The following is a 16,382-nucleotide window of genomic DNA, read 5'->3' as shown; positions in this document are numbered from 1 at the left end:
GTGTCTGATGACGGATTGACGAGTGATTTGATCCCCGTGCGGCATTTCTTCGGGACCCGGAGTACGCCGGTAGGGTTAGCCACCCATATACAACTTGGGCACATTTCGAACGGGCCGCGGGATTTTCCTGCTGTTGTCGCGCTCAAGCAAATCCATAGTAACCGTGTGGTCGTCATCCACACCCATAGGGGGCCAGGGACATTAGAGCAGACCGAGGGTGATGCGTTGGTCACCAATCAGCCTGAGACCCTGGTGGTCGTGCGCACGGCGGATTGTGTCCCGGTGCTGCTTATCGAGAAGGCCAGGGGAGTGGTTGGTGCCATTCATGCCGGATGGCGCGGCGCCGTGGGCGGAATTGTGGCAGAAACCATCCGGTCTTGCGTGAAAGAATTCGGGGCAAAGCCGGAGCACATGCATCTGGCGATCGGTCCCTCTATCGGACCGTGTTGTTACGAAGTCGATGAACAGGTCATCAACCCGTTGCGAAGCCGGTACCCGGCATGGCCTGGAGTGCTTCAAGAAACCCACGAAGGCAAAGGGGTCTTGGACCTCAAACAATTGATCTACCACCAGATCCGCGCCGGTGGCGTTCCGGACTCTCAGATTGGACGGGTGGACCATTGCACCCATTGTCGGGACGATCTCTTTTATTCCTACAGGCGGGAGGGGCAGGTGAATGGGACCATGTATAGTGGAATTATCCTGCCTGCTGCCTAAGGATTGATCTCGCTTGCCTGGAGTGGCAAGGTTTTATGCGATGTAGGGACGCATCGCTGACCCATCCTAAGCGATTCGCCCCATCTTGGGGTTTCCAAGAAAAGGTGCTGGTAGAAGAGGGGATGGCATTGGTGCCCCCAATTCTTGTGTCAACGTGATGTTCTTTGTTGCCGGGTTTCGCCCCGGCAGGCGAGGCCTCCTTCGGTGAGACTCAGGACAGGCTTTTTGTTTCGGCAAAAGGCCCCAAAACGCCCCGTCTGGCCTCATGAGAGGGGACGATCTAGCCTGTGGAAGGCGGACCAACTCGCGGATCCTGTCCTGAGTTTTATCGAAGGGCTCAAACAAGGCCCGCCAGCAGATGAGAGCATCCCTCCTTTGGGCCAAACGGCAGGCGTCGGACCATATGGGGGACGAACCATTCAGAGCCCCACATGAAAGAGCGAGGAATCCAATCTTCAGTATGTCTCTTTCATTCCTGTCCGTGACTCAAGCGGCAATCCCGTTTACAATAGAAGTCATATGAAAAATCTTCGGTGTTCTTGTTGAAGGATGACCACGTTTCCAACTCCATTACCCATAGGATTCAAATCATCCAGGAGAACATCCGGCAGGCCGCCATTCGTGTCGGGCGGGATCCTTCCGGTATTCGGTTGGTGGCGGCGACCAAAACCGTTCCCGCCGTCGATTTAGAAGAAGCCTATAGGGCGGGAGTGCGGATATTTGGAGAAAACCGGCTTCAGGAGGCTCAGGAAAAGCGACAGATTCTGGGGCCACGAGATGCCTTAGTCTGGCACTTCATTGGGCGGATGCAACGTCGGAAACTCAAAGATCTTGTCAGAAATTTTTCGTTGCTGCATTCCGTAGAAAGTCTGGAGCAGGCCGAGAATATTAATGCCGTGGCCGGGAAAATTGGGATTCAACAAGCCGTGTTACTCGAAGTGAATGTCGGGGAGGAAGACAGCAAGGGAGGATTTACCTCACAGGAGGTGGAAGCCAGGATAGAGGAGCTAGACCGGCTCCCTCACCTCGAGATCCAGGGGCTCATGACGCTTCCGCCGTGGAAGGAAAATCCTGAAGACGTTCGTCCCTATTTTACGCAAGTCAGTCGATTGCGAGATGGGCTGGCTCGACAGACATGGCGTCGTGTACGGATGACCGACTTATCCATGGGCATGTCTCATGACTACGAGATTGCGATAGAAGAAGGGGCGACGATGGTTCGGATCGGCACAGCTATTTTTGGAAGTCGAGGGAAAGCCGTCAGTCCCGGCACCGTGGGATAACCCGGCCGATGTCGATCACGCTGTTGAATAGTCGAAAAAGATTTCAGTTTGTCGGCATGTGGGAGAATCGGGAGCCATACTAAAAATGAGTGTTCAAGAAGGCACGTCCAGCAAAGCCGCAGCCAATTGGACGGGCGGACCGTATGAGGGAGTACGTGAGGCCGGCCTAGTGACGACCTGCCTGCGCGAAGCCCCTTTCAGCCTTCGTAGCCCCTTCGGCGAAGGGGACCCGGCGAAGGCAGAACGCCGCTGGCGTTCCCTGCGGCCGGACTCAGGGCATGCTTTTTCAACACTCTTATCTGTAAAGGAGGATCATGTTTATTGCGGGTAACGTTCTACAGGCGATTGCGACCATCCTAGATACGATTTTATGGATCTATATGTGGGTTATCATTATTCGGGCCTTGATATCCTGGGTGAACCCTGATCCCTGGAATCCTATTGTTCAGTTTTTGGAAAGAATGACGGAGCCGGTCCTTTCTCAAATCCGGCGTCGGGTTGGCATGCTTGGATTGGGAATTGATTTATCTCCGATCATTGCTATCCTTATTATTATGTTTTTCCAGATTGCCGTGGTAGCATCCCTGAAGGATCTCGCGCTCAGAATGCACTAGCCGGTGAGGGGAAAGGAGTCGTCATGAAAATTACACCGTTGGACATTCAGCATAAAGTCTTTGATACCCAATGGCGAGGCTATCACAAGACCCAGGTTGACCAATTTTTGGAAGAAATCGCCGAGTCGGTTGAGGAGCTTACCAAGGACAACCTGGTGCTCAAAGAGAAATTGTCCGGGAAAGATGATGAAGTGGGGCAACTCAAACGAGCGGAAACCACGCTGACCAGTACGCTTATTTCAACCCAATCTTTTGTCGACCAGCTCAAGCATGGTGCCCAACGGGATGCGGATCTTTTGGTGAAAGAGGCGGAGTTAAAAGCCGAAGAAATTCTGGCGCAAAGTCGGGCCGAACTCGCGGAAATGCGTCGAATGATCTCGACACTCAAACAGCAACGGGCGCTGGTGTTGGATCGCTTACGGTTGACGCTGAGTTCCTTCCATCGGTTAGTAGAAATTGAAGAGCGACCGGACGATGCGTTTGAAGGGGAAGGCGAGCCGGACATGAGTGATAAGCGAGCCTCCCATCGGGAAGCCGGCTAGACGTTTCAACCTTCTCAATACATTGTGGATCAGACCGATCCTATGGTGCGTCTCCTCCTTGAAGGAATTCACGCGCAGGTGTTTCCCGGTGCGGTCTTGTTCGTTCGGCACCAGGGTTATCTCCGGATGCATCATGCTGTGGGTCTTACCTCCGGACTTCCGGATGCCTATCCTGTCCAACTTCAGACCATCTACGACCTTGCTTCTCTCACCAAGCCTCTGGCCACCGCATCGGCTATTCTGCTCCTGGTGCAGGATGGACATCTGGATCTAGCAACGTCCATCGACACGTGGCTCCCTGAGACTAAAAATTTTCCATTAGGCCGGGCGCGTCTTAAGGACGTGCTTTCTCACCAAAGCGGCCTTCCAGCCTGGCGTCCGTTTTACCGGTCTTTCCCTCCTGCTCTCCTCTCAGATGTCCCATCCCGTCAGGATCGAGCCAAGGCATTTCTGGAATTAATTCTCAAGGAACCGATTGAAGCAGGGACACACCCCAAAAGCCTCTACAGTGATTTGGGCTATATGGTGCTCGGGTTTATCGTGGAGCGGATCACGAATCAATCATTAGCCGATTTTTGTCGGAGTCGGATCTATGGGCCCCTCCATGCGAGCCCACTCGGCTATCGAGGGCCGAATGTGACGGTCACCTTGGATGCATCAATTGGCGGGTGCGCACCCACTGAACAGGATCCATGGCGTGGGCGTCTTTTGCAGGGTGAAGTGCATGATGAAAATGCGTTTGCGCTGGGAGGCATTGCGGGGCACGCGGGACTCTTTGGAACGGCCGAAGCCATAGGGCAGGTTACCCAAGCCTGGCTGAAAAGTTATAAAGGAAACTCCGGTGTATTGGATTCTCACCTGGTGAAAGAGTTTGTGGCGGCACAGCCTGGAACCAGTTGGGCCTTAGGCTGGGATACGCCCTCCCAACCCTCCTCCTCGGGCCAGAGGTTTTCGCCGGAATCATTCGGCCACTTGGGATTTACCGGCACGAGTATCTGGATAGACCCGACTCGTGACCTGGAGGTTATTTTTCTTTCCAACCGAGTCCACCCAACCAGGGACAATCAAGCTATCAAAGACTTTCGTCCCAAACTGCATGATGCAATTATTCAGGAATTGGGGGCATGATCTCGCCGGGTATTGATGCTCGATGTTGTTCAGGCTACAGCAGGTCCAGTTTCGCTAGCCGATGAAAAATCTGAAAGTTCTGGTCCCGGGTTACAATGAGAGCACAAGATTTTACTACCTGTAGCAGTGGGCTTGTTCGAGTGTTGCCGGGTTTCGTCCCGGCACCCGAGCCACTTTTGTTTCGGCAAAAGTAGCCAAAACCAGTGACGCCCTGCCTGGTCAGATCGGATAGGGCGGACGCGGGTCTTCGGAGGGCGGGCTAACTCGCTCTGCTCAAACAAAGCCCGCCGGGGAATGAGAGCGTCCGCCCCAGGGCCAGTCAGCAGGCGTCAGAGAAAAGAAGGGGTAGGGTGCTCATGCCGACAAGAATGTTTTGGAATTATTTGGAAAATTTATAAGTGCATGTGTGGAATCAAGGAACAGGTTTTTACGCAGATCACCCATTTTGTCGGAGGGATTCCAAGTCGAGTTGAAGTTTGACCTTACCCTTGAAGGCGCGAAGACTTCGATAAGCCCCACTGGCAGCTACCAGTTCTAATCCGCGTCGAATAGTTGGCGTGATGCCTTCACCGGTGGCCTGGGTTACTCGAGTCAGAAGATCATTGGAAAGTTGTATGGTCAGTTTTTTGAGTTTTGGCGGCATGGGCTATCCTGAGTGAGAAGAGTTCGTATAGGGAACACAAAGAATGTATCATCCTTTTTGCCATATCTCCATATGGTGTTTGGCGAGCATTTCTTAAGGCTAAAGAAATTCAACTTTTTCACCGGAAGTCGGAAGACCGCATGAAATTTTCTGACCTGTTGGAGCACAAAATTTTCCTCGCCGGAATGATTGGTTGATGGAGGTTTGCCGGATTTCGGCCAGGTTGCCGAGCTACTTTTGTTTCGGCAAAAGTAGCCAAAACCATTGAAGCCCAGCCTGGCCACATCAGAAAGGGCGAGCGCAAGCCTTCGGAAGACAGCCCAACTTGCTAGGCTTGAACAAGGGCTGCCGATTGATGAGAGCGTTCGCCCTGGGTCAGTCAGCAGGAGTCAGGGAAAGGGTAGTGGGGTGTTCATGCCGACAAGAATGTTTGAGATTTATTTCGAATGCCTATGAGTAGATGTGTGCAATCAGGGAACTGGGGTTCGCACAAATCATCGGTCGTGTCGAAGGGATTTTAAGTCGAGCTCAAGTTTCAAAACCCACCAGGGGATGTGAGCGTCCGCCCATAGGGCCGAACAGCAGGCGTCGTTGAAAAGGTGGCGAGTCGTAGAGATTGGGGTGTACTCCATGGATTTATTTCATAATTTTTCTCAATTATTTCCCGAAGTGTTCGAGAACAATATCTCCTCCCTGGATTCCCTTTTAGTACAAAAACCAAAATTTCGCTGTCGCCTGGCAAAATCCGGCCTATGCGCAGGGTGTACTCACGCATGGCAGGCACCAATGTTCGAAAATTGACCGCCCAATGCGGCCTTTGTTAGTTTTCTGCTTACCCACCAAAGTCTTTTAACATTCCTATTCCCCTAGAACGAAGGGGAACAGCACCCAGAATGTCAGAAAACAGAAAGGCCCGAAAAATGAAGCGTCTTCCCTTCTTAGCTGTTCCCCGTTTTTATACGCTCTTCTTACCTTCTTCCTATCTCCTTCCCGGTTCCGGTTTCTCGACTTCACGATTTCCCGTTCTCGTCATCCTGCTCACACTGTCGATCAGCCTGTTGCTAGTGGGCTGTGTAGTGCAGCCGGCAGCGGTTGCTGGTCAGGACGCGGGGAATGCGAATGCCACGGCATCGCCCTATAACACGTCGGTCGGGCCGGTCTTCACATTGCCACCATGGACCGATGGGACAGGCTGGGATGAAGAGAGCTCCTACGCCACCATCCAGCTGGCAAACATTGACGGTGATTCTGCCGGCGCAGAGGAACTACTCGGGCGTGGCTACCATGGCATGATGGTGTATAAGTGGGACGCGACCCTGGGACTCTGGAACGAAGTCTCCACAAGCGGACCGTTCTCCAATTCGGGAGGTTGGAATCACCCGGAATACTACTCAACCATTCAAACAGCTGACATTGATGGCGACGGTAGCGCCGAACTGCTTGGCCGAGGAGTCTCCGGTATGTATACGTACAAATGGGACGGGACAAACTGGCAGGTTCTCAGAACAGACAGTCCAGCCTGGACTGATGCCGGTGGCTGGTCTGTCGCCAAATTCTACTCCACGATCCAGACCGCCGATATTGATGGTAACCCAGGTGATGAATTGCTGGCGCGTGGCATAAATGGCATGGAAACCTACAAATGGTCCGGTAGCGAATGGACGTTGCTCAAGTCGGCCGATCCATTCTGGGCGGATAGTAACGGTTGGGGTGAGGCTAAATTCTACTCTACGATCCAGACCGCCGATATCGATGGTGAACCAGGTGATGAACTGCTGGCTCGTGGCATAAATGGCATGGATACCTACAAGTGGTCGGGCAGCGAATGGAAACTCCTCAAGAGCGCCAGTCCGGGTTGGTCGGATGCGATTGGCTGGGAACATCCGCAGTTCTACTCAACCATTCAGATGGCCGACATCGACGGCGATGGAAAAGCGGAAATGCTTGGCCGTTCCGGAGCCGGCATGGAAACCTATAAGTGGAATGGCACCGCCTGGGATCAGGTCAAAACTGAGAATCCAGGCTGGTCGGATGAATTCGGTTGGGATCAGGTCAAATACTACGCAACCATCCAGACTGCCGATATTGATGGAGATAAAGCTGCCGAACTGCTCGGCCGGGTCGCGGGCGGCATGGAAACGTATAAGTGGGACTCTGACCATTGGGTCCGCCTCAACAGTGACAATCCGCAGCTGGCTGACAACTATTGGGACGAAGCGAAAAACTACACCACCATTCAAACCGGCGATGTCGATGGTGATACAAGGGCTGATCTGATCGCCCGCGGTCGCTACGGCATTCGCACCTGGTCTTATGACAAGGTCATTCCCAATGCCTGGGACAACCCGGTGGCCTTCGGCTTTCCTGCTTTTACCGCCGTTGAAGCGGACGCCTACGCCGCCATCAACAATTTTCTGACCGTCGGCACTGGGCAAACAATTCGCGATCAATACACCACTGACGCCAACACCCTGTCGAACTACCAAACCTGTCTGTTCACCGGTACCAATGACAATCAGTGGAACGACTGGACGCAGGTGCCGACCGATTCCTGCATGAAACTTGGTAACCAACATCCGATCTTAATACCCACAAATACGACCCTGGCCGCTTGGAACATCGTCGCCAAGCAGATCTACGATGAATTGGGGCTGGCACAGTCAGTCTCCGACTACTTCACCGGCTTGTCGACCCTCTATTCCGGTATCTTCACGGATGACCAGAATATCCTAACCTCCACCGCCAAGAAGCTCTACGGTGAGGATATGGCTGAGAAGAGCGTCGACGCCCTCTACCAGGAGGTCTTCCTGGCGCCGTTCGCGCTCTCGTCGCTCGGTGGCGATGTCTCAGCGGCTGTGGGCGGTGTCCTTGGCGCGCTGATTGGAGCTGGACTGGACACTGCCAGCAGCGATAGCTTCCAGGGCAAGTGGGCAGCTGCCCAGAAGAAGTTCAATGAACTCTCTGAAACGAACAAAGACTCAATCACCAACGGCCACGCCTTCGTTGCCAGCGACGCTAGCCTGCTGAACTACGTCGCGCAGCAAAAGGACTCGGGTGCCTGGGACCCATCAGACACCTGGGTGACGAGATCGACGAAGAGCGAGGGACGGAAACAGTTTGCCCTCTGGATCTATCAAACACTCTCGCCATCGATCTGGCAGCTTCAAATGATGTATTACACACATGACGATTTCTGTACAGCTGGCGGATGGCCCGACACCATTCAGTACTATTTCGTTGATAAAAACGCAGACCATGACTGTGTCCGCGAAGTGGTCACGAATGACTTCTCTCGTAACGTTGCGCCGTCCAAACCGCTTGAGAAGATCATGAATTCAGTCTCTCCAGGTTGCACACCGATGCAGACCAATAGGGCGACCTGGGAATACGGAATCTGTAACCTCGGCGTTCCCAAAGAAGATTTCTTCCTCAACCGCGACGGCTGGAACTTCAAGACTTTCCCTCTCTGCGAAAGTCCGGAAGGCTGTGACGCGTTGTCGTCAGCAGTTGGGCCGGAAGTCGCGCCTGGCGATTCGGACAACACGATCAAATCGAATCATTAAGGCTCGGTAGGGGAATAGGACGGAATGGAAATAAACCAAGGCGGGCATGATGCTGCCTAGCAGGGGAGTGTAATGACAATTGAGTGGTGCCGGGTTTCGGCCCGGCAGCCGAGGTTTTGCCTGATGCGTCTCTAGAAGCGGAACCTTTGTTGTGGTGGCAAAAGGCTCCAAAACCAGTGACACCCTGCCTGTCACACGGGATAGGGCGAACGCGGGTCTTCGGCGGGCAGCCCAACTCGCAAGGCTCAAACAAGGCCTGCCAGGGGATTAGAGCGTCCGCCCTGGGCCAGTCAGCAGGCGTCGTTGAGAAGGAAGTGGATGGTTGCAGGGAATGGGGAATTCTCCCTGATTTTTCAGAAAGATGGCTGCCGAGGGTGATCCCCTTGTTACTCATTTTATTCGAACGTGATTGTCATGAGTAAATCTCCGGGTAGCTCCTCACCTCGAAAAGCCTTTTCATTGAGTGCTTGAATCTCAATCGGCGGTGCTTTACACGAACCATCTTCCCACAAGCGTTTCGCAATGGGTGACCCGACTGCTGCGACCACACTGTCAAACACAAAATAGTTACGAACTTCGGTATTGGCTTCCATGACGGCCTTCAGGCCTTCCGCAATGACAGCCACGGAATCGCCGAAGGTGTGCTGGTTGTCAGGCTCGTATCCGCAGTGGTGCGCCTCAAAGAGCCAGTCATGGACAATGTATGCAGGTGCATATCCCCAAGGGGAATAGCCTTCAATGCCCCACAAGAATCGGGGGATCGAGCCGCCGTCTGTGTACATAGGGCCCGGTCGGATTGACTGACCGTTTGCCCGGATCAGCATAAAGGGATGGTCTTTGCTAGGGAGAAATAAAAAGTAGTCGTTCTTGACCCATCGAACATCGAGCGCACCGGCAAACTTACTCTCTTGAGTCTCGCGGTATGTTTGACTGGCACAGCCGGAGAGAGCGATTGTGATGAGAAAGAGGATTCCTATACGCATGCAAATCTCCTTGGCAAACTGTTGTGCGGCCTAACAATGCTTAGGGGGATTACCATAAATCCGGGTAATTGATTTCCTGTTCGTATGACACCTTTGTTCGAATATTGCCGGGTTTCGGCCCGGCAGCCGAGCCACTTTTGTTTCGGCAAAAGTGGCCAAAACTAATGACGCCCAGCCTGGCCAGTTCGGATAGGGCGGACGCGGACCTTCGGAGGGCAGCCCAACTCGCTAGGCTCGAACAAGGGCTGCCTGTTAATAAAAGCGTCCACCCTGGGGCCAGTCTGCAGGCGTCAGGAAAAAGGAAGTGGAGAGTAGAAGGGATTGACGTCATTCTTATGCTGATGGAAGGAGAAATAATTGTAGCATTCAAACCGAGTTCCGACTTTGCCCGTCCAGCCACTCGTTAGGCAATGTGGTCAGGTTCCGATAGTCCTGCGTACTTGTAGCTCGATATCCTAGGAAGAATGGTAAGAAACAATTCACACTCCTTTATTATTTTCCCACCAGGTTGTCAGCTCCCTGGTGAGGAGAACCATGGCTCTCGCTGAAGTGCTGTCCGTACTCGCGTCTGAACAAAATTAGGAGCCTTCCACACGTACTCAGCAGCCTTCACTTTTCCTTCTGAATTCAGCGTTTTCACATAGGAAACCACTTCCTCTACCGAGAATGGTCGCTTTGCCTTCTCTTTGAAATTACTCTTGAGAGCGGTCCACACAACAACATCTATCTCCTTCTCCTTAGCCCAGCCAACGATGGCATTCTTTTCATTGTTACCTTCACAACATTCGACATTCGAAGCAACGAAGATTCTTCCAATGTTTTTAATCGTTGTGCCCTCGCGACATCGTAGGTCGCAAATAGCGTCTTCCGGAATTTGACGCTTACTTAGACACCAGGCGACCGTTGTTGGCGACCCATGCTCTTCGTCGATAACGAGCGTTAATGCACCTAACCGGGTCTTAGATACCCGCGAGAACTCGATCTTAAGGGTGGGACCATTATAATGCCACTGTTCATGCCACCGGTCGAATTCAACGCCACCCTCCCACAAGAGGGATCCCCAGCCAAGTATTGCAATTTTCATTGGCATATATAATCCATCTTGTTTCGGAAGTGCTTCCGCAAATTGACATTCTGTGGGTTGCGCAGGTCGGTCAAATACGATGCAAACTCTAGCTTCAACGCCTCGTGGAACTCTGTGCGGTTGATTGCCATTCTTGGGCCATTGAGCTCCATTAATGGACCAACAGACCAAACCAGCGACTCGCGAGGAATCTCAGTCTGGTGGAGTATTCCACAGCGATAATCATAGAAGAACCTATCGGCTAGCTGCTGATTGAAATACTTCGAGAATGATTGCCGCGTGGTCAGGAAGTTTTGGAACATCTCCTTCGATTTATTCTTTGTGTGCTTCTTACCTTCGATGAATGCTTGAAGAGTTTCGATAAGAAGACAATCAATTGCAAGAATGGTAAATCCGAATCTGCGATTTGTGGGCATTATTTCCTCTTCAGCAGCGATGAGCATATTAGATGGATCTAAGTAGCGTCCTTTAATCCTTGCTTCGAATATATTGATAGCTTTAGGCCAGTCCGAACTGGTGCCATGATCAAGCTCAAGTTTCTTCCAGTCTGCGTCTTCGTAGCCAGGAGCGATATACATGACCTCATTTAATTCCTAGGCAGCTAACAGAGTCCGCATCTGGGGCTGCTCAACACTCGCCTGCGGCGGCCGAACTCGCGGCTTGAACCGAGGGGTCTCCGGTCCGCCACTCAGTCGCTGACTCTGTTCAGCGGACCGCCCACCAAGCCTTTCGATTACACATCGAGCACGCATGGCCCCCTATATCTATACTTTTCTGCCGTGTGCCACCTGCGGCCGGCTGAACGAAGAAGGTAAGCTGCTAGGGCCGCCTGCAAGACCTCGATGTCGCGCGAAACTGACATGGCGGCCCCGGTCAGCGTCAGGTTTGGCCTGGCTTTGCTGCAAGACCTTAGCTAACGGACAGACCAAGCTCACTGATGAAGGGCGAGGGAATCGCGACTCTATTGCCGAAACGATTGCTCACCAACATGACAACGCGCTTTCGGGCGCGGGTAAACGCGACGTAAAAGACCCTTCGTTCTGCTTCCTTCTGCTCTGGGGTTTGAGCGTTTCGGTTCGGCCAGATCCCGTCATTGACATCCAGAAGAATAACCGTGTCGAACTCTTTTCCCTTGGCTCGCAGTGCCGTCATAAGGTGAAGCGGTCGCTTCCACAGTTCCTCTGCTGATGAAGGTTTCCCATCTTCTTCAAATGGCGGAAGATAGACGAGCTGATCCTTTGCTCGTTCGATGTCTTCGACAAATTGCATGTAGTCATTTCCGTATCGGGTTGCGTACTCGCCAAGATGGAAGAACGGCGGATCGGCAAAGAAAATGTCGTCTTCTGCTTTGCCAAGGTCTACCTGGAGCCCTTCAAAGTTGGCCCCCAATTTCGCGATGGAATCCGACACTGTGTTGGCTTTGACGAAGTGTCGGACAGATTCGGCCATGCCTATGCTGATTCTTCCGGCTGGATTCGTGCCTTTCAACGGACCGCGGTAACCTTCCAATGCGTTAACTGCTGCCGATAGCGTCGATGTGCCTGACTGGCTCAGATGCTTCCGAAGGGATTCTCGGTCGCTCTTGCTGAGCGGATATCGCTTGACCAAATTGCAGAGTTCCATCAGGTCATCCACTACCTGCGTTCGCATCTGCTTTGTGTCACATCGGGTTTTGATGGTGATGAGGCGAAGCAGGCGCTCAAAGGTGTGGCTCAAAAAAACCTGAAGGTCCTCAGCTGCACAGAACGACACGTCCTTTGACGCAAAGAAGACTTGGTAGGGTATGATTTGGCTGCGTTTTCGCCCGATGATTGCGACCCTACTCGGGCTCTGCCCACAACCAATGAACTGCTTGACCTCTGAATAAACCAAATCCATCGCCTCGTTCAAGTCGTCGGTTGCGTGGATCTCAATCGTTGCTTTCTGGGTTCCGCTAGACTGAATCTTCTTCTCCACCCGTCTGGTATTGTGTCCGATCAACCGTTGCGACAATTCCACGATGTTGGCGGGGGAGCGGTAGTTCGTGGCGAGGGTAAAGGTGGTGAAGTCAAAGCCTAAATAACGTCCCGGGTCCAAAATGTACTCCGGTGTCGCACCACGCCACTCAAATAGTGCTTGGTCGTCGTCTCCGACGATCGTGATGGTTGCTCGATTTCGTTCAGTGATTGCCTTGAGTAAGGCAAGGTCTAGCGGGTTGATGTCCTGAAACTCGTCAACGAGAACGTGATCGTATCTGGCGGCACCGGTGAGATACTTGCCTTCCTCAAGTTTCTGTTGTTCATCGAGGTAGGCGACGTATTTCTGGTCCTCAAGCGTAAACGTGGCGCTGGCGATCAAATGCTGTGTCGCCTCTCGCCAAAACCGAAAGAACGAGCTGTGAATGTCGCGTTCGCCTGCCTTTGCAGTTTCCTCACCACTTCGATTAATCGTGGTCACCAGGACGCCGAGCTTTGCAAGGTCGTTGATGATCTCCTCTATTTTTGGGCCGAGTCCATGGGAACGAATCTCATTTAGCCGCTCGGCAAACTGCTCGAAGTTTGTTTGACGGACATGATCGAAGCCCACTGACTTGAACGCATCCAAGAGGTCCATCAGCAGTCTTGGCGTCGTGTAGCGTTTCGACTCGATTGCGTCCTTGACGCGTTCATGCTTCATCCAAATCGGTTGAAGCTGATTGAGCATGGCAAAGTGGTACTTATCCTTGCCGGTGATGAGTGTTGCGTTGAAGGCAACATTCCTGATTCGGCGGTATCCCCATGCGTTGAGAGTCGTAATCTCAACATGGTCTCGAATGGCGGCGAATCTCTTATCTTCATTCAACCGAGAGGCGAGTTCCTGTTTGGCGGCAACCGTGAACGTGACGACAAGAAAGCGAGCCTTCTGAGGCTTTGCCTTTTTTGTAAGGAAAACGCACCTAAACAAGAGGGAGAGAGTTTTGCCACAGCCGGCCGGGGCAAGAAGCCGAACATGGCCTGGCGGGGCTTCGCAAAACAGCTCTTGGGACTTGTCCAGTGGTGTGGGCATAGTTTCCTCGCTCTTGGATGGTGACCTGCCTCCCCGGCGAGAACGCGACGGACGGCGGGTTGTGTGGCCTAACACCACTTCCTTGGATGGGTTCAAAGCCCATGAACAACTGGCAATCCCGAAGGACACCTGACCACAAGCGAACGCTCGGGAATGGTCATGTGGGGATTCTTAGTCAATTGAAGAAATTTGTCAATTTTTGGGACGTCTTTGGCTGGTCTTTTTGACCGAGCTTCTTGGTCATGAAGAATTGGGGAATCCTTGATGGAGAGATCTGCGCTCTTTCATGAGAGATCCTTAAATGTTGTCTTCTGTGGTCGACGCCTGCCGACTGGCCAAAGGGAGGGACGCTTTCATCGGCTGGCGGACCTTGTTTGAGCCTTGCGAGTTGGGCCGCCCTCCGCAAGCTAGCGTCCGTCCCCTCTTATGAGGCCAGACGGGGCGTCAATGGTTTTGGGACCTTTTGCCGAAACAAATGGTCCTCGTCTGCCGGGGCGAAACCCGGCATCACAGAACATCATGTTGATACAAGAGTTGGGGAATCGGCCATCAATCCTTTCATTCCCAACTCCTTCGACGAGGGGGCTAGTGATTATGTATGATCCCACAAAAATTCATCTCGATTATACCAGCGCATGCGATAGAGGAGTTTGGAGTTGCGCAGGACCCGAGGAGTGGTTTCAGATGCCACAGAGACAAATGTGTTGCTGGCAGAACAGACCGTCGGACATGCAAGAGGACCATCACCGGCAATTCGGGTCACGCTGCTTAGCTTAAACTTTATCTGGACAACTGTTATAAAACTGGTTCGTTGATCCAAATGCCATTGCCTATTAGGACTCCCCGGCGGCTGACGTCGGCTTCGCTTAGTAGAGGGGCACGGGAGTTGGCGGAGGTGGATCCTGATCTGGGGGCTGTCCTGGATAGACTGGGGGAACCTCCGATGTGGGGGCGAGTACCGGGATTCCCTACTCTCATTCAGATTATTCTCGAACAGCAGGTGTCGTTGGCCGCCGCGCGCACGATGTATCGGCGGCTATCCAGCCACCTGGGTGCGATGACTCCGGAAGCGGTCTATGCCATCAAGATAAATGGGTTGAAGAATTTCGGGCTGACGAGGCAGAAAGCCGGTTATTGTTATGGTCTGGCCGCGCGCATACTCGACGGTAGTCTTGATCTTAGTTTGGTGGCCAACGGTCCGGATGATCGGGGGCGTCAGATCCTATTGGCGGTTCCAGGGCTCGGGGCCTGGAGCGTGGACATCTATTACCTTATGGCACTGCGACGTCCCGATGTCTGGCCTCAAGGGGATTTGGCCCTGGCCGTCGCGCTCCGTGAAGTGAAACGCCTTACTGACCTCCCGACGAAAAATGAGCAGAAACTCTTGGCCAGCCATTGGGTGCCGTGGCGATCGGTTGCCGCGCGAATCTTGTGGGCGCATTACCTTGCCGCGAGAGGGCAGTACGTGACGGATAACAATGGGATGCGTGAGTTGGGCTAGTGCATAACCATTCATTCACGCCGACACCGTAGCGCGGGTCGCCTTTATCCAGGAGTGCGGGCGAATATGAAACCAGGGGAATTAGTTCGATCATGGGTGGAGGCATTTAATCGTGCCGATGCGGAGGCGCTTGCCGGCTTGTACGCGGATGACGCGGTGAATCATCAGGTGGCGAATGAGCCCGTCGTGGGTCGAGCGGCCATTCATAGGATGTTCGCGGAGGAATTTGCCAAGGCTGAGATGCGCTGCATCGTTGAACGCATTTTTGAAATCGATGACTGGGCCATTCTTGAGTGGCGGGACCCGCTTGGGTTGCGGGGGTGCGGGTTTTTTCAGGTGCTGGATGATAAGATTGTCTTCCAACGAGGATATTGGGACAAGCTTTCATTTCTGCGTCTACATGGTTTGCCTATTCCTGACCGGCTATGAATATCAGAATCCTGTCCTTTAGCATATCGTTGTATGAAACGTCTTGCCGTGCACCATGCCCATGGTACAAGTGTTATGCGTTCGTATTTTTTTAACACTATGAGGTGTCGACACTGTGAATCATGAAGATTCTTCTTCGACCACGTTTGGATGGGGCGCCACCGCTGTGATTACGCATCGCGTCCGCGATGGTCAACAAGAGGGTTACGACGCCTGGTTGAACGAAATCGGTCCGCTATGCAGTAGCTATCCGGGTCACCTGGATTTGCAGATTATCCGTCCGGTTCCCGGACTCACGTCAACCTATACGGTCATCATCCGGTTTGATACCAGGGAACACCTCCAGGGATGGATGAGTTCACAGGATCGGAAACGACTCATCGAACAGGTGCGACCGCTCCTTGCTCAAGATGATGATTTTTTCATACGCAGTGGTTTGGATTTCTGGTTCACGCCCGAAGGCGCGAGGGCGAAGGTCCCTGTCCGCTGGAAACAATTTCTCGTCACATGGTCCGCCATCTTTCCGTTGGTGCTCGTCATTCCCCTGGTCGTGGCATTGGGGCTGCGGCAACTGGGCGTACCTCACAATCATTATCTGGACTTGCTGCTTAGCACCGGTTCGGTGGTATGGGTCATGGTCTATCTCGTGATGCCGCACTACACCAAACTGATCCAACGCTGGTTGTTTGCCTGATTTCGAGAAGCACCCGCCTCCAAAATCGCTCCAGCCGTCGACACGAGCTGCGCTCAACTTGGTGTGGTGAAGGACACGATGGGTGACTTCGTATGCCACGGAGACATTTGCTGCTGGTGGACCAGATCGGTAGACTCATAAGGAACCAAATCATCCATAGAGAGGTAGTTGAATATT

General features: G+C 53.0%; 15 protein-coding genes. 10 read left to right on the top strand and 5 right to left on the bottom strand.

All coding sequences use genetic code 11. The features are described 5' to 3' along the window. The 6 genes from pgeF to ACTRXD_RS02560 all read left to right on the top strand — a co-directional run bounded on the left by pgeF (window position 1) and on the right by ACTRXD_RS02560 (window position 4,284). Entirely contained in the window at window positions 1-717 is a 717-nt protein-coding gene (gene pgeF, locus ACTRXD_RS02585; RefSeq protein WP_442430291.1) for a peptidoglycan editing factor PgeF, read from the top strand. Window positions 718-1,250: 533 nt separating this feature from the next. Continuing rightward, window positions 1,251-2,000 carry a YggS family pyridoxal phosphate-dependent enzyme gene (locus ACTRXD_RS02580; RefSeq protein ID WP_442430290.1) on the top strand — a complete coding sequence of 250 codons (750 nt, stop codon included), beginning with the start codon at window positions 1,251-1,253 and terminating at the stop codon, window positions 1,998-2,000. Window positions 2,001-2,085: 85 nt separating this feature from the next. Next, complete coding sequence (locus tag ACTRXD_RS02575; RefSeq protein WP_442430289.1) at window positions 2,086-2,331, top strand: hypothetical protein; 246 nt, start codon at window positions 2,086-2,088, stop codon at window positions 2,329-2,331. Next, window positions 2,315-2,614, top strand: a complete 300-nt coding sequence (locus ACTRXD_RS02570) for a YggT family protein (protein ID WP_312646157.1) — start codon at window positions 2,315-2,317, stop codon at window positions 2,612-2,614. Before ACTRXD_RS02575 ends, ACTRXD_RS02570 begins: the two co-directional genes overlap by 17 nt. Before the next feature lie 23 nt (window positions 2,615-2,637). After that, entirely contained in the window at window positions 2,638-3,156 is a 519-nt protein-coding gene (locus ACTRXD_RS02565) for a DivIVA domain-containing protein (protein WP_442430288.1), read from the top strand. A 42-nt stretch (window positions 3,157-3,198) separates the two neighbouring features. Next, the gene (locus ACTRXD_RS02560; protein ID WP_442430287.1) at window positions 3,199-4,284 is read left to right on the top strand and encodes a serine hydrolase domain-containing protein; all 1,086 of its coding nucleotides are present in this window, start codon (window positions 3,199-3,201) and stop codon (window positions 4,282-4,284) included. 436 nt (window positions 4,285-4,720) lie between these two features. Here ACTRXD_RS02560 and ACTRXD_RS02555 read toward each other — a convergent pair whose 3' ends face one another. Then, window positions 4,721-4,927 carry a hypothetical protein gene (locus ACTRXD_RS02555; protein WP_442430286.1) on the bottom strand — a complete coding sequence of 69 codons (207 nt, stop codon included), beginning with the start codon at window positions 4,925-4,927 and terminating at the stop codon, window positions 4,721-4,723. Between the two features lie 920 nt (window positions 4,928-5,847). Between ACTRXD_RS02555 and ACTRXD_RS02550 the strand changes: the two genes are divergently transcribed. Continuing rightward, window positions 5,848-8,490, top strand: a complete 2,643-nt coding sequence (locus ACTRXD_RS02550; protein WP_442430285.1) for a hypothetical protein — start codon at window positions 5,848-5,850, stop codon at window positions 8,488-8,490. A gap of 395 nt (window positions 8,491-8,885) precedes the next feature. On the opposite strand, the gene ACTRXD_RS02545 is transcribed toward ACTRXD_RS02550, so the two are convergent. The 4 genes from ACTRXD_RS02545 to ACTRXD_RS02530 all read right to left on the bottom strand — a co-directional run bounded on the left by ACTRXD_RS02545 (window position 8,886) and on the right by ACTRXD_RS02530 (window position 13,581). After that, complete coding sequence (locus tag ACTRXD_RS02545) at window positions 8,886-9,473, bottom strand: DUF1353 domain-containing protein (RefSeq protein WP_442430284.1); 588 nt, start codon at window positions 9,471-9,473, stop codon at window positions 8,886-8,888. A gap of 511 nt (window positions 9,474-9,984) precedes the next feature. After that, the gene (locus tag ACTRXD_RS02540) at window positions 9,985-10,563 is read right to left on the bottom strand and encodes a hypothetical protein (RefSeq protein ID WP_442430283.1); all 579 of its coding nucleotides are present in this window, start codon (window positions 10,561-10,563) and stop codon (window positions 9,985-9,987) included. Next, on the bottom strand, window positions 10,554-11,135 hold the full coding sequence (locus ACTRXD_RS02535; RefSeq protein ID WP_442430282.1) for a hypothetical protein: 582 nt from the start codon (window positions 11,133-11,135) through the stop codon (window positions 10,554-10,556). Before ACTRXD_RS02535 ends, ACTRXD_RS02540 begins: the two co-directional genes overlap by 10 nt. Window positions 11,136-11,466: 331 nt before the next feature. Further along, a complete protein-coding gene (locus ACTRXD_RS02530; RefSeq protein ID WP_442430281.1) occupies window positions 11,467-13,581 on the bottom strand; it encodes a UvrD-helicase domain-containing protein in 2,115 nt (704 codons plus the stop codon). A gap of 820 nt (window positions 13,582-14,401) precedes the next feature. On the opposite strand from ACTRXD_RS02530, the gene ACTRXD_RS02525 reads away from it, so the two are divergent. From ACTRXD_RS02525 to ACTRXD_RS02515, 3 genes are all read left to right on the top strand, one after another. Beyond that, a complete protein-coding gene (locus tag ACTRXD_RS02525) occupies window positions 14,402-15,082 on the top strand; it encodes a DNA-3-methyladenine glycosylase family protein (RefSeq protein ID WP_442430280.1) in 681 nt (226 codons plus the stop codon). A 66-nt stretch (window positions 15,083-15,148) separates the two neighbouring features. Continuing rightward, on the top strand, window positions 15,149-15,511 hold the full coding sequence (locus ACTRXD_RS02520) for a nuclear transport factor 2 family protein (protein ID WP_442430279.1): 363 nt from the start codon (window positions 15,149-15,151) through the stop codon (window positions 15,509-15,511). A gap of 115 nt (window positions 15,512-15,626) precedes the next feature. Further along, window positions 15,627-16,205, top strand: a complete 579-nt coding sequence (locus ACTRXD_RS02515; protein WP_442430278.1) for an antibiotic biosynthesis monooxygenase — start codon at window positions 15,627-15,629, stop codon at window positions 16,203-16,205. The last annotated feature ends 177 nt before the right edge of the window (window positions 16,206-16,382 follow it).

This window comes from Nitrospira sp. T9, from assembly GCF_052156535.1.
Classification (GTDB): domain Bacteria; phylum Nitrospirota; class Nitrospiria; order Nitrospirales; family UBA8639; genus Nitrospira_E.
This window is presented reverse-complemented; position numbering and strand designations above follow the sequence as displayed.